The organism is Actinospica acidithermotolerans, from assembly GCF_018139625.1.
Lineage (GTDB): Bacteria > Actinomycetota > Actinomycetes > Streptomycetales > Catenulisporaceae > Actinospica > Actinospica acidithermotolerans.
On record NZ_JAGSOH010000001.1, the window covers coordinates 66,361 to 89,721 of the forward strand.

Sequence of the window (23,361 nt, forward strand, 5' to 3'; positions counted from 1 at the left end):
CGGCGGCGAAGGTGGCGGCGTGGAGGGCCAGGGCGAGCAGGGCCCGTCAATCGCTTCGTCTCCGCCCGATCGCATAGCACCTGCACAACGACGACCGCTGGCATTCGCACTCATGTGAATGCCAGCGGTTTCGCGTCTGGCCACCCGAACGCGGCCCGCCGAGCGGGCTAGCGAACTTCTCCGCGAACGCTATGTCAGAGTCCGACGACCGTCAGCCCTACTACGGCCACTCCGATGGGCGTGCCCCAGCACGACGGAGGGCGTGACGCCGAGAGGCCCCGACGGCGGTGCCCAGTCCGGCGCTCTCGCCGGGACGCCCACGCCGGCAACGAGCGGCTCGGTGACTGATTCGAGGGTGCCCTCGCCGACTTCGCCCACGTCGCTTGCTCTGGGAGCGGAGGATCGGCTCGCTAAGGCGGCGCTGAGCTCGGGGTTTCGTGGTGTCCGGTGGGCTTGGGGTGCTCGGGTTGCCTGAGCATGCGCGGCCGGTCCATGCCCGCCCGGATCGAGAGGTCAGCAGAGCTCGATCACGGCCGCGGCTCTCTGCTGCGGCACGTCGGCGGCGTGGGAGTGGACGGTGAGCACGGCGCCGTCGACCTCGACGCGGCGGGTGCGGGTGGTGTCGCCTGCACGAAGGCGGTCGAGGCAGCGCAGGAACAGCTGCATCTCGGCGTCGTCGAGGACTGCGGCCGCCAGGTCCAGGACCGGGGCCAGGCTCTCGTCGGTGAGTTCGGCGGGCAGTTCACCCGACAGGAGGACGACCGATTCGCCCTCGCGGCCCCGGACCACAGCGGTGGTGGGCCCCCCTTGCACGACCAGCACGTGACTCCTCGGTGCGTTGCGCGGACGAAACCGGGGCGCGGATATGGCCCGGTCGGGCCCGTGCGCTTCGGTTTCTGCGACGTTAACCCGCGTCAGCGGTTCTTGGGGGAGTCTTGACCGAATAGAACGCGCCAATACTTGGCGCCAGTGCAGCGCCACCCGTAAGGGTGGATCGCTCACTCGTGCGGCGTAACGGCGGAACCAGCGCTCTCCGCGTTCTGCGCGTCCTCGTCGCCCTTGCCGCGCTCCAGCAGGGACTCGACGAGGGCCGCGACATGCCGACGGTCCTGTGCGGAAAGCTGGTTGAGGCTCGCGATCAGCACGTCGACCTCGGGGTCGGGGGCGGCCTCGTAGACGTGGATGCCGCAGGACTGCGCGGCGGCGCGGCGGACGGCGTCCAGCGGGAGCTCGAGTCCGCGGGCCAGGCCCTCGAGGGTGGCCGGCTGCGGCATGCGCACCAGGCGCTCGGCCGTGGCGAGGTGGTGCACGGTGGAACGCGGGATGCCGCCGCGCCGTGCCACGTCGCCGTAGGACCAGCCCTGGCGCTCCAGTCGCTCGCGCACCAGCTCCTGCAAGGCGTTCGACGCCGCGTTCGTCACTCTGGACACCTGCACCTGTAGCCGGGACTCCTCGGACGGTCGATCTGCCCGGCCGACGACCCGTCGGACACCTGCCGGGACGTCGATTCTATGCGTAACACGCGTGACGCGAGTCAACCTGTCGCCACCGCATGTGTCCCGACCTGCCGATTCCGCTGCGTTACCGGCCTGTTGCAATCAGTTTCGGCGAAATGCTTGCGCGGCGCTCCGGCGATCCACTACTGTCCAATCTCGTTGGACAGAACGTCCGACGCAATTGGACGAACCGGAGGGATCCGTCATGGACATGCACGAGCTCGAGGCCGAGACCGCTGAGCTGCTGCCGGGCCGCGAGGCGCTGGGCAAGCTCTCCTTCAGCTTCACCAAGAACCTCACGGTGCACAAGGCGTACGTCAGCGCCGACAACACCTCGAACGTCGGCAACTTCGGCTCGCCGGGCGCCGTCGCCGAGGGCGAGGCCGTTCAGAGCATCTCGATCACCCAGTAGCACCGCAGACCTTCCTACCGACCTTCCTCTCTAGCGACAGGAGAACACCATGAGCATGGACATGCACGAGCTCGAGGCCGAGTCCGCCGAGCTGCTCCCGGGCCGCGAGGCGCTGGGCAAGCTCTCCTTCAGCTTCACCAAGACGGTGAACGTCTCGAAGAACGTGGCCGCGGTCGGCGCGTCCAACACCTCCAACGTGGGCAACTTCTGCTCCTGGGGCGCCGTCGCCCAGGGCGAGGCCGACCAGTCCATCTCGATCGCCCAGTAGCCGGACCACGCCGAGGCACGGGGGTACCGCGGGCCGCCACCCGCGGTACCCGACCGTCTTCACGAAACGCCGAGGAAATGACAGTCGCTGCGAATGCGAAGACGCAGGCGTTCGTGCCCGGTCCGGGCGGGTTCGCCGTTTCCGTGCCGCCGGCCGACGCCGTGATTCCGCCCGGCCGGAGCTTCCCCATCCCCCGGCAGAGCGCGGGACTGCGGTTGCACGGCGAGTACTTGGGCTCCGGGTTCACCGAGCCCAAGTACATCGCCCGGCGCGGAGACGGCCAGGTGCTGCAGCTCAGCCGGCTGCTGCACCTGGTCGCCGACGCGGTGGACGGACAGCGCGACACCGAGGGGATCTCCCACCGGGTCAGCGCCCGCCACGGCCGGGAGGTGAGCGAGGAGAACATCCGTTTCCTGCTCGACCACAAGCTGATCCCGCTGGGCGTCGTCGTGCCCTGGGATCAGGAGGGCGACGAGGTCGAGGCCCCGGGCACCGACCTGCTGCTCGCCCTCAAGGGCCATCGCGTCATGTTCAGCGAGGCGCGGGTCAACAAGATCGGCAAGTCGCTCGCGTGGCTGCACCGGCCGCCGATCGTCGCCCTCGTGCTGCTCGCCGCGGTGGTGATGGACGTCTGGCTGTTCGGGTTCTACGGCGCGATGGGGCCGGTCCTCGGGGTGCTGAACCAGCCGGTGCTGATGCTCGCGGTGTTCGCGCTGACGGTCGCGTCGCTGGTGTTCCACGAGTTCGGCCACGCATCGGCCTGCAGATACGGAGGCGCGCGACCAGGGTGTATCGGTTGCGGCCTCTATCTCGTATGGCCGTCGATGTACACCGAGGTCACCGACGTCTACCGGATCAATCGGGCCGGCCGGCTGAGAACGGATCTCGGCGGCGTGTACTTCAACGTCGTGTTCATGCTGGTGCTGACCGGTTGCTACCTGCTGACCGGCCAGCCCTTCCTGTTGAGCGCCGTCTACCTCGGGCACTTCGAGGTGCTCGAGCAGCTGATGCCGGCGGTGCGGCTCGACGGCTACTACATCCTCGGCGACATAGCGGGCGTACCCGACCTGTTCGGCAAGATCAAGCCGATCCTGCGCAGCATGATCCCGGGCCGGCCGACGCCGCCCGAGGTCAGGGACCTCAAGCGCTCGGCTCGCATCATCGTCACGGTGTGGGTGCTCGCGATGGTGCCGCTGATCCTGGGCGACCTGGGATACGCGCTGTGGAACCTGCCCCGTCTCCTGTCGACCGGGGCGCGCTCGCTTTCGGAGCAGCTGTCCGGCACCGGTTCGGCGTTCGTGCACGGGCAGATCGCGGTGGGGCTCGTGGGCGTGATCGGCAGCCTGATGCTGATCATCCCGCTGGCCGGAATGGTGTACCTGTCGGTGCGGCTGACGGGTCGTCTGATGCGGACGCTGCGGCGGGCCAGCGAGGGCAACACCCGGCTCCAGATCGGGATCGGCGCGGTGGGCGCGCTCCTGGTCGGCGGCCTGTGCTTCGCCTGGGTCGTCGGCCTGACGCCGAAGCCGCTGCCGCCGACCGCGCCGATCGTGCCCGCGTTGCAGCCGGGCGTCCCGACGGTGATCGCGGCGCCGAGCGGCCCGACCGGCTCGACGGCCTCGAGTTCGCCGGCGGCCGTGCGGCCGTCGCCGAGTTCGCTGCCGAGCGTGCACCACAGCGCGTCGGCCTCCGCGGCCGCCGCGGCGGCGAGCGCCAGCGCTACCGCATCGGTCTCGGCCACGGCCGGCACCTCCGCTCCGGCTACCTCGCCGAGCCCGAGCACGGTGGCGAAGAGCACGTCGCCGGCCGGGGGTTCGTCCGGTGGCTCCACGCCGACGCCGACCGCGTCGGCGAGCCCCTCGCCGTCGGGTTCGGCGACGACCGCGACCACGACCCCGACGCCCAGCGCATCCACAACCTAAGGAGAGAAATGACAGCTTCGCATCGCAAGGAAGGCCGGCCCGAGGCGGGCTCGCGCCGCCTGGCCCGATTCGGCGTGCTCGCCACGGCGGCGGTCGGCACAGTCGCCACGATCGGCGGTGTCGCACAGGCCGTGACCGTCGGCGGCGGGACCTACACGAACTCCAACGGCGTCGCCGTCGCGGAGGATCACACCTTCGCGCTCAGCAACCCCCAGAACCAGACCTCGTTCAAGGACTCGTTCACGGTCCACCAGGCCGGCTCGGTGGACGCGGCGTACCTGCACAACGAGGCGACCGCAGAGTCGGTGTCCTGCTCGCCGGACGCGCCGTGCCACTCGGTCTCGCTCTCGTTCCAGATCGTCACGATGGCGGGCACCGACATCCACCTGAGCGCGAACAACTACAGCAACGCCGTGAACGAGCACTGCGCCGGATGCCAGACGGTCGCCGGCGCCTACCAGTTCGTCGTGGACACGCCCGGCGCGTTCACGCTGAGCAAGACGGCCATGAAGCAGCTCGACGAGATCCACCACGAGCTCAACGCGCTGAACAACTCCTCGCTCTCCGCGGACCAGGTCCAGTCGGCGGCAGACGCGCTGGCGCTGAAGGTGGCGGCGATCCTGAAGAACGCCGCCGCGACCACGCCCGAGGGACCGGTCATGCAGCCGCTGACCAAGTCGTTCACCCCGAGCGTGCGGATCTACCGCGATTTTCAGCAGCACTGAGGCGCTCGTCACCGCTAGCCTGCTCCCGTGATCGGTGAGGGGGCGGCGAAGACGACGATGCCGGAGGGCGCGGTACTGCTCTCCGGCATCGTCGGGTCTACGGCCTACGGGCTCGCGGGGCCGGATTCGGACGTGGACCGGCTGGGGATGTTCGCGGCGCCGACCCTGGATCTGGTGCGGCTCAGACCGCCGAAGGACAGCCTGGTCACCACGCACCCCGACGTGACATTCCACGAGGCGGCGAAGGCACTGCGGCTGTTCCTGGTCTGCAATCCGACGGCCATGGAGCTGCTCTGGCTGCCGGACGGTCTGTACGAGACACGCACCGGACTCGGGGACGAGGCGATCGCCGTGCGTACGTCGTTCCTCTCGGCGCGACGCACGAAGGACGCGTACCTCGGCTACGCGGTTCAGCAGTTCAGAAAGCTGATGCTGCGCGATCAGGGGTCCTCGGCCTCGTCGCCGGCGCGGTTGGCGAAACATGCGAGGCATTTGATGCGGCTGGTCGAGCAGGGCTACGAGCTTTACACGACGGGGCAGGTGCGTGTCCGGCTGGAGGATCCGGAGAAGTACCGCGCGTTCGGGGAGCGGGTGGCGCGGGATCCGCAGGCTGCGGCGGCGTTCATGGCGGACGCCCAAGAGCGTTTCGCCGAGGCCAGGACCGTGCTTCCCGAGGAGCCGGATTACGCGGTGGCCGAGGACTGGCTGCTGCGGGTGCGACAAGCTTTCTGGACGCCGTGATTGGAGACTGGCCAGGTGGAACTGCTTCCAGCGGTCGTCGCGAGCTACCGAGGCGCGGCCAATGAGGAGCTGGCGGCGGCTCAGCGTCAGTACATGCGCGATCAGTTTCCGTTTCTGGGGATTCCGACACCGGAGCGCCGCCGTCTGTCCAAGGCTGTGTTGAAGGCCGCGGGCAACGCTCGGCCGAGCACGGATGAGTGCGCCGCGCTCGCCCTGCGCTTCTGGGAGCTGCCGGAGCGCGAGTTCCGGTACTTCGCCGTCGACTACCTGGTCGCGAACGTGAAGTACTGCGACACCTCGCTCCTGCCGACGCTGCGCACCTTGATCACGACGGACTCGTGGTGGGACACGGTCGATCCGCTGGCGTCCCGCGTCGTCGGCGCGCTGGTCACGGCGGATCCGTCGCTGGCCGACGAGATGGACGCCTGGGCCCGCGACGAGAACATGTGGATCGTGCGCTCGGCCATCCTGCATCAGCTGCACTACAAGGCGGCGACCGACGAGAGGCGCCTGTTCGAGTACTGCACACTCCAGGCCGGGCACAAGGACTTCTTCATTCGAAAGGCCATCGGGTGGGCGCTGCGCGAATACGCGTACACGGCGCCCGAAGCTGTGCGCGCGTTCCTCGATCGCGTCGAGCTTTCCCCACTGTCGGTGCGCGAGGCGAGCAAGCATCTTTGACGACGGCCTGAGCGGCGCGAGCCCGGCGGACGGGGAGAGCTTCAGCGCGGCGCGCCGTACCTGGCGAGACAGTGCCACACGTATTTAAGGTGCTGCGGGTCGTACTGCCCGGTCGCGGCGGCCTCGCCGATGATCCGCGGGTCCAGCCAGCCGTCGTCGGCGATGCTCCGGCCGAGCTCGACTATCTCTCGGCCGCGGAACTCCGGGTACGCGGCCAGCTTCTCGACGCGCAGCAGGAATCCGGCGTGCCACTCGACGGGGCAGGGCAGCAGCTCGGCGGCGACTTCGACGTCCGTGCCGCGGTAGCAGGGATCGAGGACCAGCGCCTCGACGTCGCCGTCGACGCGGACCGGGCCGTGGACGTGGGCCTCGATGTAGTCGTCGAGGTTCCTCCGGCCGGTGTCGGCAGTCGCCAGCGGAATCAGGCCCATGTGACGTGCGGTCCCGAAGTCCGCGGGTTCGCCGGCGCTGTCCGGGAAGCAGAACGTGGCGCGCGCGGTCGCCTCGGCGGTCAGCCGGAAGTGCGCGGAGCCGAAGCGCGGCGCCGCGCCGAAGGAACGGCCGCGATGGTTCAGCGCGCCGTAGACCGGGCGCAACCGCGGATCGGCCGCGTCGTACTCGCCGCCGAAGATCCGGCTCTCCCACAGCCAGCGGTCGCCGCCGGGGTACGCGGTCAGGCCGCCGTTGCTCGTGCCGGTGACGAACTGGGAGCTGTAGATCCGCTCCCTGGCCAGCGCGGCGAGTATCGGCACGCCGCCGGCCGCGCGGTCGGGGTGGAAGTTGAGCGTGACCCGAAGGGCGGCGTCGAGCGCGGGACCCGCGGATCGGGCCTCGACGTGGGCGATGGCCCGGGCGAAGAGGTTCACGGTCAGATCAGCAGCGCCAGGCCAAGGCCGGCGGCACCCGCCAGCAGCCCGGACGCGATGCTGCCCGCGATGTTGCCGAGGGAGCCGGCCAGCGAGCCGTCCTCGGTGAGCCGGATCGTCTCGAAGTTGAACGTCGAGAAGGTCGTGTAGCCGCCGCAGACGCCGGTGCCCAGCACGCTGACCACGTGCGCGTTCAGGCCGTGGTGCACGGCTAATCCGGTGATCAGGCCGAGGATGAAGGACCCGGAGACGTTGATCACCCAGGTTCCCCACGGGAACGCCGACTCCCACCTGGTCCCGACGAACTGGTCCAGCAGGTAGCGCGCGAGCGCGCCGAGGGCCGCCGCGAGGCCGACGAGGATGGCGAGCAGCATCAGGGTTTCCGCCCCACGTACCGGATGACCTCGACGTCGTCGATGATGACCAGGCCCTCCGTCACCAGTTCGTCGAGCTGCGGCAGGAACGCGTCGATCCGCTCGCGCTCGTCCACGATGACGATCGCGACCGGCAGGTCCTGGGACAGGCTGAGGATGCGGGTGGTGTGGATGTGGCTGCTGGCGCCGAAGCCCTCGATGCCGCGCATGACGGTCGCACCGGCGAGCCCGGCGCGGTGGGCCCGGTGCACGATCTCGGTGTAGAGCGGGTGGTGGTGGAACTGGTCGCTCTCGCCGACGAAGATCGTCAGCCGCCGTGCCGGGCCGGTCGTTCTCATCGCAAGGCCTCTGATTCGCTCGGGTCGGGCTGCTGTGCGGGGATGAGCGGGCCCTCGGCGCGCCGCCTGCGGTAGGCGACCAGGGCCCGGCCGCAGGCGAGGCCCAGCGTCGTGGCGGCCAGCCCGGCGAGCAGCGAGCCGAGGACGTTGGCGGCCGCGAGGCCGTAGCGGCCGGCGGAGATCAGCCTGTCGGTGTCCACCATCCACGTGGAGAACGTCGTGTACGCGCCGCAGAAGCCGGTGGCCAGCAGGGGCCTGAGGTACTTCGTCGGCGGCCAGACTTCGAGGATCAGCACCAGCAGCAGCGCCAGGATGAAGGAGCCGGAGATGTTGATCGCGAAGATCGTCGCCGGGAACGCGCCGTGCGCCGTGGGGAACGCCAGGCCGAGCAGGTAGCGCGCCTCGCCGCCGAGGAAGCCGCCGGCGGCGACGGCCCCGAGCACGCGCGGATCCTGCCGGCGTCGGCGCGGTCGGGCGGCGAACGGGTGTCCGTCGGCTTCGGTGGCCATAGCGACAGCGTATAGGCTCAATGACCGTGAAGATTCTGGTCATCGGCGGCGGCGGCCGCGAGCACGCGATCTGCGTCGCCCTCAGCAAGGACGATTCCGTCACCGCGCTGCACTGCGCCCCCGGCAACCCCGGCATCGCCGAGGTCGCCGCGCTGCACCCGGTGGACTCGCTCGACCCGGGCGCGGTCGCCGCGCTGGCCATCGAGCTGGGCGCGGACCTCGTCGTGGTCGGACCCGAGGCGCCGCTGGTGGCCGGGGTGGCGGACGCGGTGCGCGCGGTCGGGATCCCCTGCTTCGGCCCGTCCCGCGAGGCGGCGCAGCTCGAGGGCTCCAAGGCCTTCTCGAAGGACGTCATGGCCGCGGCCGGCGTGCCGACCGCCGAATCCTTCGTCTGCACGACGCTGGAGCAGGCCGAGCACGCGCTCGACGCGTTCGGGCCGACCTACGTGGTGAAGGACGACGCCCTGGCCGCGGGCAAGGGCGTCGTCGTCACCGATGACCGGCGGGCCGCGCTTGACCACGTCCGCGACTGCGTGCTGCGGCCCGGCGGCGGCCGCGTCGTGATCGAGGCCTTCCTCGACGGGCCCGAGGTCTCGCTGTTCGCGATCACCGACGGCGTGACCGTGCTGCCGCTGCAGCCCGCGCAGGACTTCAAGCGGATCGGCGACGGCGACACCGGGCCGAACACAGGTGGCATGGGTGCCTACTCGCCGCTCGACTGGGCCCCGGCCGGGCTGGTCGACGAGGTGATGGCGCTGGTGCTGCAGCCGACCGTGGACGAGCTGCGCCGCCGCGGCACGCCGTTCGCGGGGCTGCTGTACGCGGGCCTGGCGCTGACCAGCCGCGGCACCCGCGTCGTCGAGTTCAACGCGCGCTTCGGCGACCCGGAGACCCAGGTCGTGCTGCCGCTGCTGAAGACCCCGCTGGCCTCCGTGCTGCTGCGCGCGGCGACCGGCACGCTGGCCGACCAGCACCCGCTGAGCTGGCACGACGGCGCCGCGGTCACCGTGGTGCTCGCCTCCGACGGCTACCCGGTCAAGTCCCGCAGCGGCGATGTGATCCGCGGGATCAAGGCGGCCGAGATGCTCTCCGCGCCGACCGGCGGCTCGGTCACGGTCTACCACGCCGGGACCGCGCGCAACGCCGAGGACGAGTTGGTCACCGCGGGCGGCCGGGTGCTCGCCGTGACCGGTCGCGGCCGCGATCTGGCCGAGGCGCGCAAGATGGCCTACGCGGGCGTCACCGAGATCGGGTTCGACGGCGCGCAGCACCGCACCGACATCGCCGCCGCGGCACTCGCCGGGCAGGTCCGCGCGGCCGACGCGTAGCCCGCGGCGCCGGGCGGCGCGGCGGATCGCGCGGCCCGTTAATCACTCATACGAGCGCATCATGACCCCTCCCGGGTGCCGGGCCGCGCGGACCGGCGCTACAGTCCGGAATTGAAGGGACTCTTCCGGTTCCCTCTTCGAGCATGCGGGAGCGGGTGAACGCCGGTGGGCGGCGGCGCGGACCAGCCGGTGCGGCTGGCCAGGGCGATCCTGCGGATCGGATCCCTGGCCGTCGCCGGCTGGGTGCTGCTGGCCTGCGCGGTCGCGGCGCTGGCCGGCTGGCTGCTGCCGGGCTACGCCGGGGCCGCCGGGGTGCTCGCGGTGCTGGGCTTCGCCGCCGTGCCGCTCTGGCGCTTCCACCGGATAACCCCGCCCGCCTCGGCGACGGTGCCGCTGGAGAACGCGGACCGCAGCGAGCTGGCCCTGATCGTGCGGCAGATCTCGGCCGCGCTCGGCGTGCCGACGCCGGCGGCGATAGAACTCTCCCCGGACTGCGACGCCTGGCTCGAACCCAGGCAGGGCGGTCCGGTGCTGGTGGTCGGGACTCCGTTCCTGTGGTGGCTGCGGGTGAGCGAGCTGCGCGGGCTGCTGGCCCCGGTGATCGCGGGTCTCGAGGCGGCACACGATCCGGCCGTGGTCCGCGCCCGGCGCACCGTGCGGCGGTTGGACTGCGCGCAGCGACAGGGCCTGCTGCCCTGGCCGCGCGGCCTGGTCGCCTGGGTCGCGGACGGCTGCCGGACCCGGGCCGAGGGCATGGAGCGGGTGATCGCCGCGCACGCCTCGCAACGGGCGAGGATCGTCGAGCCGGCCGGCCGGGTGTACGCGCACGAGCAGGTCGGCCTCGTCGCGGCGGCCTGGGAGCGGCTGCTCACCCGGCTGGCGTATCCGGCCTGGGACGCGGGCTACGCGCCGAGCGCGCTCAACGCCGCGCTGGTGGCCGCGCTGGTCGAGCTCGGCGAGCGGGACCGGGTCGGCGTCGGCCTCGCGGACCGGCTGAGCGAGCGTCCGGGCTGCGATCTGCTGGACGAGCCGGGGGAGGTGGACCGGGCCGTCTCCGCGATCGTCCCGGTGGTCTACCAGGACAAGGCGGTCGAGACGCCGCTGGACTGGAGCGACTACACCCGGCTGGTCGCCGAGCCGAACCTGCGCAAGGCGGCCGCCGCGGCGCCGGACCACCCCCTCGTCGCGAAGACCCGGGCACTGCTGCTCGCCCCCGCGCCTCATACGACGATCACACTGATCCACGACTCCGGCGACGGCGAGCTGCCGGCCGGGCTGCGCGCCGTGCTGCAGTGCGGCCTGGTGGACCTGGGCTACGCGGCCTTCGCGGTGGACTGGCTGGACGGCGTCGTGCTGCGCGACCGGGCCGGGCTGACCGTGCCGGTGGACGAGATCGTGCACGCGCTCGTCGACTACTCCGACTTCACGGCGCTGCGGGAGTGGCTGTCCTACGCTGCCGGGCTGTGACCCGCCCGGCTAAAATCGTGGGCGGCGGGCCAGGTCTGTCCCGCTGAAATCCTCCCCGAAGGAGCGATCCGCCGTGATCGGACGGTACACACTTCCGGAGATGGGCCGCGTGTGGAGCGAGGCCCATAAGTACGAACTCTGGTGCCAGGTCGAGACCCTGGTGATGGAGGCGCACGCGGAGGCCGGGGTCGTCCCCGCCGACGCGCTCGAGGCGGTGCGCAAGGCGCCCGCCCCCACCCCCGAGGCGGTCGCCGAGATCGAGGCGGTCACCCAGCACGACGTCATCGCGTTCCTCAGCGCGTGGGCCGACAACACCGAGCCGCGCGAGGCCGCTGCCTACGTGCACTTCGGCATGACCTCCTCCGACCTGCTGGACACCGCGCTCGCGCTGCAGCTGGTCGAGGCCACCGACATCCTGCTGGAGAAGGCCGACCGGCTCGTCGCGGTGCTCCGGGACCACGCGCTCGCGCACCGGAACACGCTGCGCGTCGGCCGCACCCACGGGATCCACGGGGAGCCGGACGTGTGGGGCCACCGGGTGGCCGACTTCGCCTTCGGCGTCGCGCGCTCCCGGGACCGGATCAGGGCGGCCCGCGAGGCCGTCGGCGTCATGGCGATCTCGGGTGCGGTGGGCACGTACTCGAACATCGACCCGGCCGTCGAGGCGTACGTCGCCGAGAAGCTGGACCTGAAGGCGGCGGACGTCTCCACCCAGGTCGTGCTGCGCGACGGGATCTCCGAGTGGGTCAGCGCCCTGGCGATCATGGCCACGGTGCTCGAGGCGATCGCGCTGGAGGTGCGGCACGGGCAGCGGACCGAGGTCAGGGAGCTGTCCGAGGCCTTCGGGAAGGGCCAGAAGGGCTCCTCCGCGATGCCGCACAAGAAGAACCCGATCATCTCGGAGCGGATCGCGGGCATGGCCCGGATCGTGCGCGGGCAGATCGTGCCGGTGATGGAGGGCATCCCGCTCTGGCACGAACGCGACATCTCGCACTCGTCCACCGAGCGGATCGCGCTGCCGGACGCCTCGATCGGCCTGGACTACCTGCTGAACCTGACCATCCGGCTGGTCGAGGGCCTGGTCGTGGACAAGGACCGGATGCTCGCGAACCTGGAGTCCACCGGCGGCCTGATCTACACCTCCACGGTGCTGCTCGAACTCGTCGAGATGGGCCTGGAGCGCGACACCCAGGCGTACCCGCTGACCCAGCGCGCCGCGATGAAGACCTGGGAGAGCGGGCGCCCGTTCCGCGAGACGCTGCGCGAGGAGGCCGCCGAGGCCGGCCTCGAGATCGACGAGGCGCGGCTCGACGAGGTCTGCCGGCCGGAACGCTTCGTGCAGCGGCTCGACGGGATGTTCGCGAAGCTGGCGGAGCTCTCGTGAGCGGCGCCCTCGCCGACGTCCCCGGCGTGCGCCACCTCGGCTCCGGCAAGGTCCGCGAGCTCTACGAGGTGGACGGGAAACTGCTGCTGGTCGCCTCCGACCGGATCTCCGCGTACGACTACGTACTCGAGACGCCGATCCCGGACAAGGGCAAGATCCTCACCCAGTTGAGCCTCTGGTGGTTCGGGCAGCTGGCCGACCTGGTGCCGAACCACCTGGTCACGACGGATCCAGCGATGTTTCCCGTGGAACTTCGCGATCACAAGGCCTTGCTGTCGGGCCGCTCCATGCTCTGCGAGCGGCTGTCCATGATCGAGATCGAGTGCGTCGCGCGCGGGTACCTGACCGGCTCCGGGCTGGCCGAGTACGACGAGCACGGCACCGCCTGCGGCATCCCGCTGCCGGCCGGCCTGGTCGACGGATCCCGGCTCGATGAACCGATCTTCACACCGGCCGCCAAGGCCGCGGTCGGCGAGCACGACGAGAACATCGACTTCGCGGAGACGGAGCGCCGGGTCGGCGAGGACCTCGCCAAGGAGATCCGCGACCTGACGCTCTCGATCTACCGTCGTGCGCACGAGATCGCCGCCGGCCGCGGCATCATCCTCGCCGACACCAAGTTCGAGTTCGGGCAGCGCGCCGACGGCACGGTCGTGCTGGCGGACGAGGTCCTCACCCCCGACTCGTCCCGGTTCTGGCCGGCCGACCTGTGGGAGCCGGGCCACGCACAGTCCTCGTACGACAAGCAGTACGTGCGCGACTGGCTGACCTCCGCCGCGTCCGGCTGGGACCGCCGCTCCGGCGAGGCCCCGCCGCCGCTGCCGGACGACGTCGTCGAGCGCACCCGCGCCCGCTACGTCGAGGCGTACGAGCGGCTGACCGGACAGAAGTTCGCGTAGCCGCAGGTCGAGCGCACCTGGGCGGGGGCACTGTCCCCGCCCAGGTACCCTAGAGGAACCGCCAACAGCGATCACACGCGGACGTGTGTGGTCACGACACCGGGAGCGCTCATGGCACGCGTCGTGGTAGACGTCATGCTGAAGCCGGAGATCCTCGACCCGCAAGGACAGGCTGTCAATCGCGCGTTGCCGCGCCTGGGCTTCGACGGGATCGTCGACGTCCGCCAGGGCAAGCGCTTCGAGGTGGAACTGGAGGGTCCGGCCGACGAGGCCGCGCTCGCCCGGGTCCGCGAAATGGCCGAGAAGCTGCTCGCCAACACCGTGATCGAGGAGTTCCGAGTGCGGGTGGAGGGCTGATGCCGGCCCGCATCGGCGTCGTCACCTTTCCCGGCACCCAGGACGACACGGACGCGCTGCGCGCCGCCCGCCTCGTCGGCGCCGAGCCCGTCGCCCTGTGGCATCGCGACCCTTCGCTGCACGACGTGGACGCGGTCGTCCTGCCCGGCGGCTTCTCCTACGGCGACTACCTGCGCTGCGGCGCCATCGCCCGCTTCTCGCCGGTGATGGAGTCGATCATCTCCGCGGCCCGCGAGGGCCTGCCGGTGCTCGGCATCTGCAACGGCTTCCAGATCCTGTGCGAGTCGCACCTGCTGCCCGGCGCGCTGATCCGCAACGCGGGCACGCTGTTCATCAACCGGGACGTGCGCCTGCGGGTCGAGTCGACGGGCACCGCGTGGACCTCGGATTACGCGGTCGGCCAGGAGATCCTGATCCCGATCAAGAACGGCGAGGGCAAGTTCGCCGCGGACGAGAAGACGCTGGACGAGCTCGAGGCCGAGGGCCGCGTGATCGCCCGGTACGTCGAGAACCCCAACGGCTCGGCGCGGGACATCGCCGGCATCGCGAACGCCGCCGGGAACGTCGTCGGCCTGATGCCGCACCCGGAGCACGCCATCGAGGAGCTGACCGGCCCCTACCCCGGCCCGGCCACCGACGGCCTGCCCTTCTTCACGTCCGTTCTGCAGCATCTTCTGAACCCCGAGCTGGTGGACGCCTGATGAGCGAGAACAAGTACCAGGTGGACACCGTCGAGCGCGCCGCCGAGACCCCCGGGACCGAGCAGCCGTACGAGGCGCTCGGCGTCAAGGACGACGAGTACGCGCGGATCAGGGAGATCCTGGGCCGCCGCCCGACCTCCTCCGAGCTGGCCATGTACTCGGTGATGTGGTCCGAGCACTGCTCCTACAAGTCCTCGAAGGTGCACCTCAAGCAGTTCGGCGACAAGGCCCCGGAGGTCGACTTCCTGCTCGTCGGCCCGGGTGAGAACGCGGGCGTCGTGGACGTCGGCGGGGACCTGGCCGTCACCTTCAAGATCGAGTCGCACAACCACCCCTCGTACGTGGAGCCGTATCAGGGTGCCGCGACCGGCGTCGGCGGAATCGTGCGCGACATCCTGACCATGGGCGCGCGGCCGGTCGCCGTGCTCGACCCGCTGCGCTTCGGCCCGGCCGACGCCGCCGACACCCACCGGGTGCTGCCCGGCGTGGTGCGCGGCATCGGCGGCTACGGCAACTCGCTCGGCCTGCCGAACATCGGCGGCGAGGTCGTGTTCGACGCCTGCTACTCCGGCAACCCGCTCGTCAACGCGCTGTCCGTCGGCGTGCTCAAGAAGAGCGAGATCAAGCTCGCGAAGGCGGACGGCCCCGGCAACCGGGTCGTGCTCTTCGGCGCGCGCACCGGCGGCGACGGCATCGGCGGCGCCTCCGTGCTGGCCAGCGCCACCTTCGACGAGGACAAGCCCTCCAAGCGGCCGAGCGTCCAGGTGGGCGACCCGTTCATGGAGAAGGTGCTCATCGAGTGCTGCCTGGAGATCTACGCCGAGGACCTGGTCACCGGCATCCAGGACCTCGGCGCCGCCGGCCTGTCCTGCGCGACCACCGAGCTGGCCGCGGCCGGCACCGGCGGCATGGACGTGCAGCTGGACCTGGCGCCGCTGCGCGACGCGACGCTCGTTCCCGAGGAGATCCTCATGAGCGAGTCGCAGGAGCGCATGATGGCGGTGGTCACGCCGGAGAACCTGCCGCGCTTCTTCGCGATCTGCGAGAAGTGGGACGTGATCGCGACGGTCATCGGCACCGTCACCGACACCGGCCGGCTCCGGTTGACCTGGCACGGCGAGACGATCGTCGACGTGGACCCGCGCACCCTCGCGCATCAGGGCCCTGTCTACGAGCGCCCGTTCCACCGGCCGTCCTGGCAGGACGGGCTGCAGGCGGACGCGCCGACCGAGGAGCGCCTGGCGCGGCCCAAGACCGGCGACGAGCTGCGCGAGACCGTGCTGCGGATGATCGCCAGCCCGAATCTCGCGGACAAGACCTGGGTGCTCGAGCAGTACGACCACCGGGTGCGCGGCAACACGGTCCTGGCGCACGGCGAGGACTCCGGCATGCTGCGGCTGAACGAGGAGGACGGCCTCGGCATCGCGCTGTCCACCGACGGCAACGGCCGCTACACCAAGCTGGACCCGTACACCGGCGCGCAGCTGGCGCTGGCCGAGGCGTACCGCAACGTGGCCGCGACCGGGGCGAAGCCCTTGGCGGTGACCGACTGCCTGAACTTCGGCTCCCCCGAGGACCCCGAGGTGATGTGGCAGTTCGCCGAGGCCTGCCGCGGTCTCGCGGACGCCTGCCTGCAGCTGGGCACGCCGGTCACCGGCGGCAACGTGTCCTTCTACAACCAGACCGGCTCCGAGGCGATCCACCCGACCCCGATCATCGGCGTGCTCGGCGTGATCGACGACGTGGCCCGGCGCACTCGAAGCGCCTTCGAGACCGAGGGCGAGATCCTGCTGCTGGTCGGCGAGACCCGGGACGAGTTCGGCGGCAGCGAGTGGGCGCACGTGGTGCACGGCCACCTCGGCGGCCTGCCGCCGAAGCCGGACCTGGAGCGGGAGCGGCAGCTGGCCGAGATCCTGATCGCGGGCTCCCGCGACGGCATGCTCTCCGCCGCGCACGACCTGTCCGACGGCGGCCTGATCCAGGCGATCGTCGAGTCCTGCGTCCGCGGCGGCCACGGCGCCCGCGTCGTGCTGCCGAGCGAGCTCGACCCCTTCGTCGCGCTCTTCTCCGAGTCGGCCGGCCGCGCCGTCGTCGTAGTCCCGCGCAGCGAGGAGAAGCGGTTCACCGACATGTGCAACTTCCGGAACGTACCGGTCGCGCGCATCGGCGTCGTGGACGGCGACACGCTCGACGTGCAGGACCAGTTCAGCATCCCGCTGGACGAGCTGCGCGAGGCGTGGACCGGCACCTTCCCGAAGCTGTTCGGCTGACGGCAGGCCCGAAAAGACGCCTGATGGATCGCAAGGAGCTCGCCGCCGCGGTCAGGGAATCGGTGCGCGCTTTCGCGCAGAAGGTTCCCGGCCGCAGCGTCGAGCTCCGCGTTCCACCCTTCGTCGCCGTGCAGTGCGTCGAGGGCCCGCGGCACACCCGCGGCACCCCGCCCAACATCGTCGAGACCGACGCCGCCACCTGGCTCGCCCTCGCCGACGGGTCGCTGGTCTGGGCCGACGCCATCGCGGACGGCCGGGTGCGCGCCTCGGGACCGCGCAGCGACCTGAGCGCGTTCCTGCCCTTATAGCCCCCGCGCCGCCGCCGGTAGTAGAGTCCTGACAGACCTACGGGGCGTGTGAAAATGGGGGCACGCCCGGGAACGGTCCCGTTTTCAGGGGGCTCCATGTACCGACGCCGCTTCGCGGCCGTCACCGCGCTCGCACTCATCACGGCATCGACCTCTCCCGTCGTCGCGCACGCCGCGTCCGGGCCCACCACGTACTACGTCGCGCAGGTCGCCGCCTGCACCGATCTCGGCCCGGGCACCGCGGCCGAGCCGTTCTGCACCGTTCAGCAGGCCGCGTCCGCCGCGACCGTGCCCGGCGACACGGTGAAGATCGAGGTGGGCAGCTACAACGACGAGGTGGACATCACCGCCTCGGGCACCGCCGCAGCGCCGATCACCTTCGAGGCCGCGACGAACCCCACCCCGTACTCGTACACCGTCGGCCTGAGCGGCGGCCTGGTGATCAAGGGCGCCTCGTACGTCAACGTGAGCGGCGTCTCGACCACGGATGCGCAGATCGAGAACTCGTCGCACGTCACGCTCAGCAGCGGCGAGCTCACGACTAAGAGCATCAGCACGCCCGTCGTCGCGGTTACGGGCACCTCGTCCGATGTGACCCTCAGCAAGCTGCTGGTTTACGGCAGCGCGATCGACATCGACGCGAGCGGCACCGGGAACGCGGTCACGTCCAGCCTCCTCACGGAGTACAGCTCGCCCGGCATCATCGTCGACGGCAGCGCGAACGCCGTACTGACGAGCAACACCGTGAACGGATACTGCGGTACCGGCATCTCGATCGGCGACGACGGCAACGGCACCGCGTCGGGCGCCACCATCGAGAACAACGTGGTCGCGGAGGCTGCCACCTCGGCGAATCCAAGCATCCACGGCAGTTGCTCCGCCGCGAGCGCGGTCGGGCTCTCAATGCAGTCCACGGCCGACACCGCGGGGGTGACCGCCGACTACAACAGCATCTACCCGGATCTGAGCACGGCGTCCTCCGTCTACGACTGGGCCGGAAACGCGTATTCGACTCCTGCCTCATTCGAGGCGGCCACCGGCCAGGGCGCGCACGATTCGGTCGCGGACCCGGTCATCAACGCCGGCGGCTCGATCAGTGGCGAGTCCTCGCCGCTAATCAACTCGGCCAACGCGAACGCTCCCGACGAGCAGTCCACCGACCTGTTCGACCGCACGCGTGTGGCCGACCCGAACGTCGCGGAAACCGGTGCGGGCACGGCCGGATACGACCGCGGCGCTCTGCAGTTCGTCGAGGTGCTCGGCATGTACTCCCCGTCCACAGTGGCCACCGCGCCGAGCGGAGCGGCCGTCACCGTGACGGCTTACGCCGCAAAGAGCAACTGGGCCGGCGCGACCTTCACCTACGAGTACGACTTCGGCGATGGCAGCAAGACCACATCGTCGAGCCTCACGGAGAGCCACCCGTACACGAGCGCCAGCACGTACACCGTGACGGTTACCGCGATCAGCGACTACGGCGCGACGTACAGCACGCAGACGTCGATCCAGATCCTGGCGCCGGTCGCCTTCAGCGCAAGCATCACCTCCGCGCCGACCTACGGCACGATGACGGACACGGCCGTCACCGTCCACACCGACTGGCCGATCACCAGCGCGACGATGAAGTTCGGTGACGGCAAGACGCCACAGGACCTGACCTTGTCGACGTCCGGCAGCACGTCCACCGACACCGTCTACTACTCCTACGCCAAGCCGGGCACCTACACGGTCAGCTTCACCGTCGCGGACGCGGGCGGCGACCAGCAGACCATCACGAAGACCATCACCACCAAGGGAACGGACTTCACGGCGTACGGCCCGACACGGCTGCTGGACACGCGCAAGAGTCTCGGCGGCACCTCGAGCCAGCTACTGCACGACGGCTCGATCAAGCTCAAGATCGCCGGAAGCGGCTCGATCCCGGCGAACGTCACCGCCGTGGCGCTGAACCTGACCATCGTGAACGCGAACGGCGGCGGCTACATCCAGGCCGACACCGGCACCGACAACGGCACCTCGACGGTCAACTACAACACCGGGCCGGTCTACAGCAATGCCGTAATCGCGCAGGTCGCCTCCGACGGCACCGTGACGCTGCGGAACTTCGGCGCGACCACCGCGGTGAAGCTGGACCTGATCGCCGACGTCACGGGCTACTTCGCCCCGACCGCCGGATCCGCCTACGACTTCGTCACCCCGGCCCGGCTGATGGACACGCGCAAGGGCATCGGCACGGCCAAGGCCAAGCTGGCCGCGGGGAAGACCGACGTCCTCACGGTCGAGGGCGTCAGCTCTCTGCCGTCCAGCGGAGTCACCGCCGTCTCGGTGAACATCACCGAGGTGAACACGACCGGCTCCGGCTACCTGATCGCCTACCCCGACGAGACGACGCTGCCGAACAGTTCGACCGTCGACTGGAACGGCGCCACCACCAAGGCGGCCGGCGCCATCGTGCCGGTCGGCGCAGACGGCAAGATCGACATCCACAACGGCGGAGGCGGCACCGCGGCAGCCGACGTGATCGTGGACGTCACCGGCTACTTCACGAGCACCGGCAGCGGCGACGTGTACGTGCCGGTCACCTCGGACCGGGTGCTCGACACCCGGAAGTCGGGTCCGGGGATCGCTCCGGGCACCGCGACCTCGCTGAACCTGACGGGCAAGGACGGGATGCCCGGCGAATTCCAGAACGGCGTCGTCGGCTCCGTGTTCGTGGACGGCTACGTGCTGAACGCGACCGTCACGCAGACCCCGGCCGACGGCTACCTGCTCGTCTCCGGCAGCCAGACGCCCGACGGCACGTCCACGGTCAACTGGACCGGCGTCGACCAGACGAGCGCGAACATCGCGTTCACCCAGGCGCAGTCCACCAGCGCCTCGGACGGCGGCGAAGACTCCGACGTGTGGTTCTACAACACCGCCACGAAGGGCCACGTCCAGACCATCGCCGACGTGATGGGCTACTTCACGGCCGGCTGACCCGCCTGACCCGACACATCCGTACGCCGACGGCCCCCAACCAGTCGAAGAGGCAGACGCTCCGCGTCTCAACGCCTGATCGGGGGCCGTCGGCCATGTCGTAGACTGGAAGCGTGAAGCGCCCAGATGGACGACTGACCCACGACATACTCCCCGACGAAGACAAGCACCCGCAGGACGCCTGCGGAGTGTTCGGTGTCTGGGCCCCCGGGGAAGAGGTCGCCAAGCTGGCGTACTTCGGCCTCTACGCCCTCCAGCACCGCGGACAGGAGTCCGCGGGCATCGCGGCCTCGAACGGTTCGCAGATCCTCGTCTACAAGGACATGGGCCTGGTCTCGCAGGTGTTCGACGAGGAGACGCTCGGCACGCTGCGCGGGCACCTCGCCGTCGGGCACACCCGCTACTCGACCACCGGCTCCTCCGTCTGGGAGAACGCCCAGCCCACCTTCCGGGCCACCTCGCACGGCGCGATAGCGCTGGGGCACAACGGAAACCTGACCAACACGGCCGAGCTGGTCGAGCTGGTCGGCGCCGCCCGGGCCAACGGCGAGGTGCTGGGCAAGGACCGCGGCGCCAGCTCCGACAGCGACACGATGACCGACCTGCTGGCCAGCCGCTCCGAGCTCAGCCTCGAGGACGCGGCGATGCAGGTGCTTCCCCGGCTGCGCGGCGCCTTCTCGCTCGTCTTCATGGACGAGACCACGCTCTACGCCGCCCGCGACCCGCAGGGCATCCGGCCGCTCGTGCTCGGCCGGCTCGACCGCGGCTGGGTCGTGGCCAGCGAGTCCGCCGCGCTGGACATCGTCGGCGCCTCCTTCATCCGGGAGATCGAGCCCGGCGAGCTGGTCACCATCGACGAGGACGGCCTGCGCTCGCAGCGCTTCGCCGTCGCCGAGCCCAAGGGCTGCGTCTTCGAGTACGTCTACCTGGCCCGCCCGGACACGGCCATCGCCGGCCGCTCGGTCAACGCCTCCCGGCTCGCGATGGGCCGCCGGCTCGCCGTCGAGCACCCGGTCGAGGCCGACCTGGTCATCCCGACCCCGGAGTCCGGCACCCCGGCCGCGATCGGCTACGCGGAGCAGTCCGGCATCCCGTTCGGGCACGGCCTGGTGAAGAACGCCTACGTCGGGCGCACCTTCATCCAGCCCAGCCAGACGATCCGGCAGCTCGGCATCCGGCTCAAGCTCAACCCGCTGCGCGAGGTTATCGAGGGCAAGCGGCTGATCGTGGTGGACGACTCCATCGTGCGCGGCAACACGCAGCGCGCCCTGGTCCGGATGCTGCGCGAGGCCGGCGCCCGCGAGGTGCATGTGCGCATCTCCTCGCCGCCGGTGAAGTGGCCGTGCTTCTACGGCATCGACTTCGCCACCCGCGCCGAGCTGATCGCCAACGGCCTCTCGGTCGAGGAGATCGCCCACTCGCTCGGCGCCGACTCGCTCGGCTACATCTCGATCGACGGCATGATCGAGGCGACGACGATTCCGGCCGACCGGCTGTGCCGGGCATGCTTCGACGGCGTGTACCCGGTGGCGCTGCCCGACCCGGAGCGGCTCGGAAAGCATCTGCTGGAGATCCCGACCGACGTCGCCGCGTCGCTCAGCCACCCCTGAAAGGCCTCGCCAACGTGAACACCTACGCAGCTGCCGGACCCGCCGAAGGCGGCGAGGACGCAGTGATCGAGGCCGGTTCCACCACCTATGCCGCAGCCGGCGTCGACATCGAAGCCGGTGACCGCGCCGTCGAGCTGATGAAGCAGTGGGTGGCCAAGGCCTCCCGGCCCGAGGTGCTCGGCGGGCTCGGCGGCTTCGCCGGCCTGTTCGACGCGAGCGCGCTGACGAACTACCGCCGGCCGCTGCTGGCCACCTCGACGGACGGCGTCGGCACCAAGGTCGCGCTGGCCCAGAAGATGGACGTGCACCACACCATCGGCTTCGACCTCGTCGGCATGGTCGTCGACGACCTGGTCGTCTGCGGCGCCGAGCCGCTGTTCATGACGGACTACATCTGCATCGGCAAGGTCGTGCCGGAGACGGTCGCGGCGATCGTCCGCGGCATCGCCGAGGCGTGCGCCGTGGCCGGCTGCGCGCTGATCGGCGGCGAGACCGCCGAGCACCCTGGCCTGCTGGCGCCGGGCGAGTACGACGTGGCGGGCGCGGCTACCGGCGTCGTCGAGGCGGACGAACTGCTCGGCCCGGAGCGGGTCCGCGCGGGTGACGCGGTGCTGGCCATCGAGTCCTCGGGCCTGCACTCGAACGGCTACTCGCTGGTCCGGCACGTGCTGCTGAAGCAGGCGGGCTGGGAGCTGGACCGGCCGGTGCCGGAGTTCGGCCGCAGCCTCGGCGAGGAGCTGCTCGAGCCGACGAAGGTCTACGCGAAGGCCTGCCTCGAGCTGGCGCGCCGGGTGGAGATCCACACGTACGCGCACGTCACCGGCGGCGGCCTGGCCGCGAACCTGGCGCGGGTGATCCCGGCCGGGCTGCACGCGCGCCTGGACCGCTCCACCTGGACGCCGCCCGCGGTCTTCCGCACGGTCGGCGAGGTCGGCTCGATCGAGCGCGAGGAGCTGGAGCGGACGCTCAACATGGGCGTCGGCATGGTCGCGGTGCTCCCGGCGGAGCAGGCGGACGCGGCGCTGCGCGAGCTCGGCGAGCTCGGGCTGCGGTCCTGGGCGCTGGGCACCGTCGAGGCCGCGGCCGACCCGCAGGCGGCCGGCTCGGCGGCGCTGACCGGGGACTACGCCGGCTGAGCCGCCCGGCGGCGTTCGTCCCGATAAGCCGAGGAAGGGCAGGCGGAGCGGCCATCGGCCGTCCTGCCTGCCCTACTGCTCTGGCTCAGTTCAACGGTGGGGATACGAGTCGTCGTCCTCGTCTTCCTCGTCGTCCTCATCCTCTTCGGCGTCCTCGGCGTAATCCGCGTATGCCGCATAGCGGTCGTCGAGGTCGTGGTCCCGAGAACCATTGCTCCTCGACGGCGGTTCACTGACGCCCAGCTCCGACCGCAGACGGTCGAGGTCACCGGCCGGCTGGTACTTCAGCTGGCGAGCGACCTTGGTCTGCTTGGCCTTGGCCCGGCCGCGCCCCATGGCTCGACCCCCTCAACGACGGGGCGTTCGCACAACCCCGGGTCTCGACAACGATCAACTGACACAGTCACTGGCGTGACCGATGCCTCACGTGGGGATCGCCGGACCGGTCACACAGCTAAAGGTACCTGGTTCCGCGCCGAAGCGGTACGGCAGGGGGCCGAAAACCTCTCCACCGCGGGGACTCGATACCTCGGTCGAGGATACATGCCCACCGCGCGGATGGTCGATTCCGACGCCCGCGCGCCGTCCGT

General features: G+C 70.7%; 24 protein-coding genes. 17 read left to right on the top strand and 7 right to left on the bottom strand.

Annotated features, from left to right (window positions below; all coding sequences use genetic code 11):
• Nucleotides 1–513: 513 nt before the first annotated feature.
• A complete protein-coding gene (locus tag KDK95_RS00250) occupies nucleotides 514–822 on the bottom strand; it encodes a hypothetical protein (protein WP_212515877.1) in 309 nt (102 codons plus the stop codon).
• 176 nt (nucleotides 823–998) lie between these two features.
• Nucleotides 999–1,436, bottom strand: a complete 438-nt coding sequence (locus KDK95_RS00255) for a helix-turn-helix domain-containing protein (RefSeq protein ID WP_212515878.1) — start codon at nucleotides 1,434–1,436, stop codon at nucleotides 999–1,001.
• A 265-nt stretch (nucleotides 1,437–1,701) separates the two neighbouring features.
• Between KDK95_RS00255 and KDK95_RS00260 the strand changes: the two genes are divergently transcribed.
• The 6 genes from KDK95_RS00260 to KDK95_RS00285 all read left to right on the top strand — a co-directional run bounded on the left by KDK95_RS00260 (nucleotide 1,702) and on the right by KDK95_RS00285 (nucleotide 6,245).
• Nucleotides 1,702–1,908, top strand: a complete 207-nt coding sequence (locus KDK95_RS00260; protein ID WP_212515879.1) for a hypothetical protein — start codon at nucleotides 1,702–1,704, stop codon at nucleotides 1,906–1,908.
• A gap of 49 nt (nucleotides 1,909–1,957) precedes the next feature.
• On the top strand, nucleotides 1,958–2,176 hold the full coding sequence (locus KDK95_RS00265; RefSeq protein WP_212515880.1) for a hypothetical protein: 219 nt from the start codon (nucleotides 1,958–1,960) through the stop codon (nucleotides 2,174–2,176).
• A gap of 77 nt (nucleotides 2,177–2,253) precedes the next feature.
• The gene (locus tag KDK95_RS00270; protein ID WP_212515881.1) at nucleotides 2,254–4,098 is read left to right on the top strand and encodes a zinc metalloprotease; all 1,845 of its coding nucleotides are present in this window, start codon (nucleotides 2,254–2,256) and stop codon (nucleotides 4,096–4,098) included.
• Between the two features lie 8 nt (nucleotides 4,099–4,106).
• Nucleotides 4,107–4,823, top strand: a complete 717-nt coding sequence (locus KDK95_RS00275; protein ID WP_212515882.1) for a hypothetical protein — start codon at nucleotides 4,107–4,109, stop codon at nucleotides 4,821–4,823.
• A gap of 57 nt (nucleotides 4,824–4,880) precedes the next feature.
• A complete protein-coding gene (locus KDK95_RS00280; protein ID WP_212515981.1) occupies nucleotides 4,881–5,564 on the top strand; it encodes a nucleotidyltransferase domain-containing protein in 684 nt (227 codons plus the stop codon).
• A gap of 15 nt (nucleotides 5,565–5,579) precedes the next feature.
• The gene (locus KDK95_RS00285) at nucleotides 5,580–6,245 is read left to right on the top strand and encodes a DNA alkylation repair protein (protein WP_212515883.1); all 666 of its coding nucleotides are present in this window, start codon (nucleotides 5,580–5,582) and stop codon (nucleotides 6,243–6,245) included.
• A gap of 41 nt (nucleotides 6,246–6,286) precedes the next feature.
• Here KDK95_RS00285 and KDK95_RS00290 read toward each other — a convergent pair whose 3' ends face one another.
• The 4 genes from KDK95_RS00290 to crcB (KDK95_RS00305) are packed head-to-tail and all read right to left on the bottom strand — an operon-like array spanning nucleotide 6,287 to nucleotide 8,332.
• On the bottom strand, nucleotides 6,287–7,111 hold the full coding sequence (locus tag KDK95_RS00290) for a DUF3626 domain-containing protein (protein WP_307844018.1): 825 nt from the start codon (nucleotides 7,109–7,111) through the stop codon (nucleotides 6,287–6,289).
• Nucleotides 7,112–7,113: 2 nt separating this feature from the next.
• Nucleotides 7,114–7,485, bottom strand: coding sequence for a fluoride efflux transporter CrcB (gene crcB / locus KDK95_RS00295; RefSeq protein WP_249159941.1), 372 nt, complete (start codon nucleotides 7,483–7,485; stop codon nucleotides 7,114–7,116).
• Nucleotides 7,485–7,823 carry a DUF190 domain-containing protein gene (locus KDK95_RS00300; RefSeq protein WP_212515884.1) on the bottom strand — a complete coding sequence of 113 codons (339 nt, stop codon included), beginning with the start codon at nucleotides 7,821–7,823 and terminating at the stop codon, nucleotides 7,485–7,487. The genes crcB (KDK95_RS00295) and KDK95_RS00300 overlap by 1 nt, the downstream gene beginning before the upstream one ends.
• A complete protein-coding gene (crcB, locus tag KDK95_RS00305) occupies nucleotides 7,820–8,332 on the bottom strand; it encodes a fluoride efflux transporter CrcB (RefSeq protein WP_212515885.1) in 513 nt (170 codons plus the stop codon). The genes KDK95_RS00300 and crcB (KDK95_RS00305) overlap by 4 nt, the downstream gene beginning before the upstream one ends.
• A gap of 26 nt (nucleotides 8,333–8,358) precedes the next feature.
• Here crcB (KDK95_RS00305) and purD point away from each other — a divergent pair, with 26 nt between their 5' ends.
• The 11 genes from purD to purM all read left to right on the top strand — a co-directional run bounded on the left by purD (nucleotide 8,359) and on the right by purM (nucleotide 22,771).
• Nucleotides 8,359–9,660 (top strand): phosphoribosylamine--glycine ligase, encoded by a 1,302-nt coding sequence (purD, locus tag KDK95_RS00310; protein ID WP_212515886.1) that lies wholly within the window; start codon nucleotides 8,359–8,361, stop codon nucleotides 9,658–9,660.
• 165 nt (nucleotides 9,661–9,825) lie between these two features.
• The gene (locus tag KDK95_RS00315) at nucleotides 9,826–11,127 is read left to right on the top strand and encodes a hypothetical protein (RefSeq protein WP_212515887.1); all 1,302 of its coding nucleotides are present in this window, start codon (nucleotides 9,826–9,828) and stop codon (nucleotides 11,125–11,127) included.
• 73 nt (nucleotides 11,128–11,200) lie between these two features.
• Complete coding sequence (gene purB / locus KDK95_RS00320; protein WP_212515888.1) at nucleotides 11,201–12,511, top strand: adenylosuccinate lyase; 1,311 nt, start codon at nucleotides 11,201–11,203, stop codon at nucleotides 12,509–12,511.
• A complete protein-coding gene (locus tag KDK95_RS00325; RefSeq protein ID WP_212515889.1) occupies nucleotides 12,508–13,410 on the top strand; it encodes a phosphoribosylaminoimidazolesuccinocarboxamide synthase in 903 nt (300 codons plus the stop codon). Before purB ends, KDK95_RS00325 begins: the two co-directional genes overlap by 4 nt.
• 111 nt (nucleotides 13,411–13,521) lie before the next feature.
• Entirely contained in the window at nucleotides 13,522–13,767 is a 246-nt protein-coding gene (gene purS / locus KDK95_RS00330) for a phosphoribosylformylglycinamidine synthase subunit PurS (protein ID WP_212515890.1), read from the top strand.
• Complete coding sequence (gene purQ / locus KDK95_RS00335) at nucleotides 13,767–14,468, top strand: phosphoribosylformylglycinamidine synthase subunit PurQ (RefSeq protein WP_212515891.1); 702 nt, start codon at nucleotides 13,767–13,769, stop codon at nucleotides 14,466–14,468. The genes purS and purQ overlap by 1 nt, the downstream gene beginning before the upstream one ends.
• On the top strand, nucleotides 14,468–16,738 hold the full coding sequence (gene purL / locus KDK95_RS00340) for a phosphoribosylformylglycinamidine synthase subunit PurL (RefSeq protein ID WP_212515892.1): 2,271 nt from the start codon (nucleotides 14,468–14,470) through the stop codon (nucleotides 16,736–16,738). The genes purQ and purL overlap by 1 nt, the downstream gene beginning before the upstream one ends.
• The gene (locus tag KDK95_RS00345; protein ID WP_372463238.1) at nucleotides 16,735–17,046 is read left to right on the top strand and encodes a sterol carrier family protein; all 312 of its coding nucleotides are present in this window, start codon (nucleotides 16,735–16,737) and stop codon (nucleotides 17,044–17,046) included. The genes purL and KDK95_RS00345 overlap by 4 nt, the downstream gene beginning before the upstream one ends.
• Nucleotides 17,047–17,142: 96 nt before the next feature.
• Nucleotides 17,143–20,025 (top strand): beta strand repeat-containing protein, encoded by a 2,883-nt coding sequence (locus KDK95_RS00350; RefSeq protein WP_212515894.1) that lies wholly within the window; start codon nucleotides 17,143–17,145, stop codon nucleotides 20,023–20,025.
• A gap of 113 nt (nucleotides 20,026–20,138) precedes the next feature.
• On the top strand, nucleotides 20,139–21,635 hold the full coding sequence (gene purF, locus KDK95_RS00355; RefSeq protein WP_212515895.1) for an amidophosphoribosyltransferase: 1,497 nt from the start codon (nucleotides 20,139–20,141) through the stop codon (nucleotides 21,633–21,635).
• A 62-nt stretch (nucleotides 21,636–21,697) separates the two neighbouring features.
• Nucleotides 21,698–22,771 (top strand): phosphoribosylformylglycinamidine cyclo-ligase, encoded by a 1,074-nt coding sequence (purM, locus tag KDK95_RS00360; RefSeq protein WP_372463239.1) that lies wholly within the window; start codon nucleotides 21,698–21,700, stop codon nucleotides 22,769–22,771.
• A gap of 90 nt (nucleotides 22,772–22,861) precedes the next feature.
• On the opposite strand, the gene KDK95_RS00365 is transcribed toward purM, so the two are convergent.
• Entirely contained in the window at nucleotides 22,862–23,107 is a 246-nt protein-coding gene (locus KDK95_RS00365; RefSeq protein ID WP_212515897.1) for a DUF3073 domain-containing protein, read from the bottom strand.
• Nucleotides 23,108–23,361 lie beyond the last annotated feature (254 nt).

Excerpts from the sequence above, each read along its gene's own strand:
- crcB (WP_249159941.1), bottom strand. The coding sequence starts at position 7,485 with ATGCTGCTCGCCATCCTCGTCGGCCTCGCGGCGGCCCTCGGCGCGCTC.
- purQ (WP_212515891.1), top strand. The coding sequence starts at position 13,767 with ATGCCGGCCCGCATCGGCGTCGTCACCTTTCCCGGCACCCAGGACGAC.
- KDK95_RS00300 (WP_212515884.1), bottom strand. The coding sequence starts at position 7,823 with ATGAGAACGACCGGCCCGGCACGGCGGCTGACGATCTTCGTCGGCGAG.
- KDK95_RS00275 (WP_212515882.1), top strand. The coding sequence starts at position 4,107 with ATGACAGCTTCGCATCGCAAGGAAGGCCGGCCCGAGGCGGGCTCGCGC.
- KDK95_RS00260 (WP_212515879.1), top strand. The coding sequence starts at position 1,702 with ATGGACATGCACGAGCTCGAGGCCGAGACCGCTGAGCTGCTGCCGGGC.
- crcB (WP_212515885.1), bottom strand. The coding sequence starts at position 8,332 with ATGGCCACCGAAGCCGACGGACACCCGTTCGCCGCCCGACCGCGCCGA.
- KDK95_RS00280 (WP_212515981.1), top strand. The coding sequence starts at position 4,881 with ATGCCGGAGGGCGCGGTACTGCTCTCCGGCATCGTCGGGTCTACGGCC.
- KDK95_RS00350 (WP_212515894.1), top strand. The coding sequence starts at position 17,143 with ATGTACCGACGCCGCTTCGCGGCCGTCACCGCGCTCGCACTCATCACG.
- purL (WP_212515892.1), top strand. The coding sequence starts at position 14,468 with ATGAGCGAGAACAAGTACCAGGTGGACACCGTCGAGCGCGCCGCCGAG.
- KDK95_RS00270 (WP_212515881.1), top strand. The coding sequence starts at position 2,254 with ATGACAGTCGCTGCGAATGCGAAGACGCAGGCGTTCGTGCCCGGTCCG.
- purS (WP_212515890.1), top strand. The coding sequence starts at position 13,522 with ATGGCACGCGTCGTGGTAGACGTCATGCTGAAGCCGGAGATCCTCGAC.
- KDK95_RS00265 (WP_212515880.1), top strand. The coding sequence starts at position 1,958 with ATGAGCATGGACATGCACGAGCTCGAGGCCGAGTCCGCCGAGCTGCTC.
- KDK95_RS00365 (WP_212515897.1), bottom strand. The coding sequence starts at position 23,107 with ATGGGGCGCGGCCGGGCCAAGGCCAAGCAGACCAAGGTCGCTCGCCAG.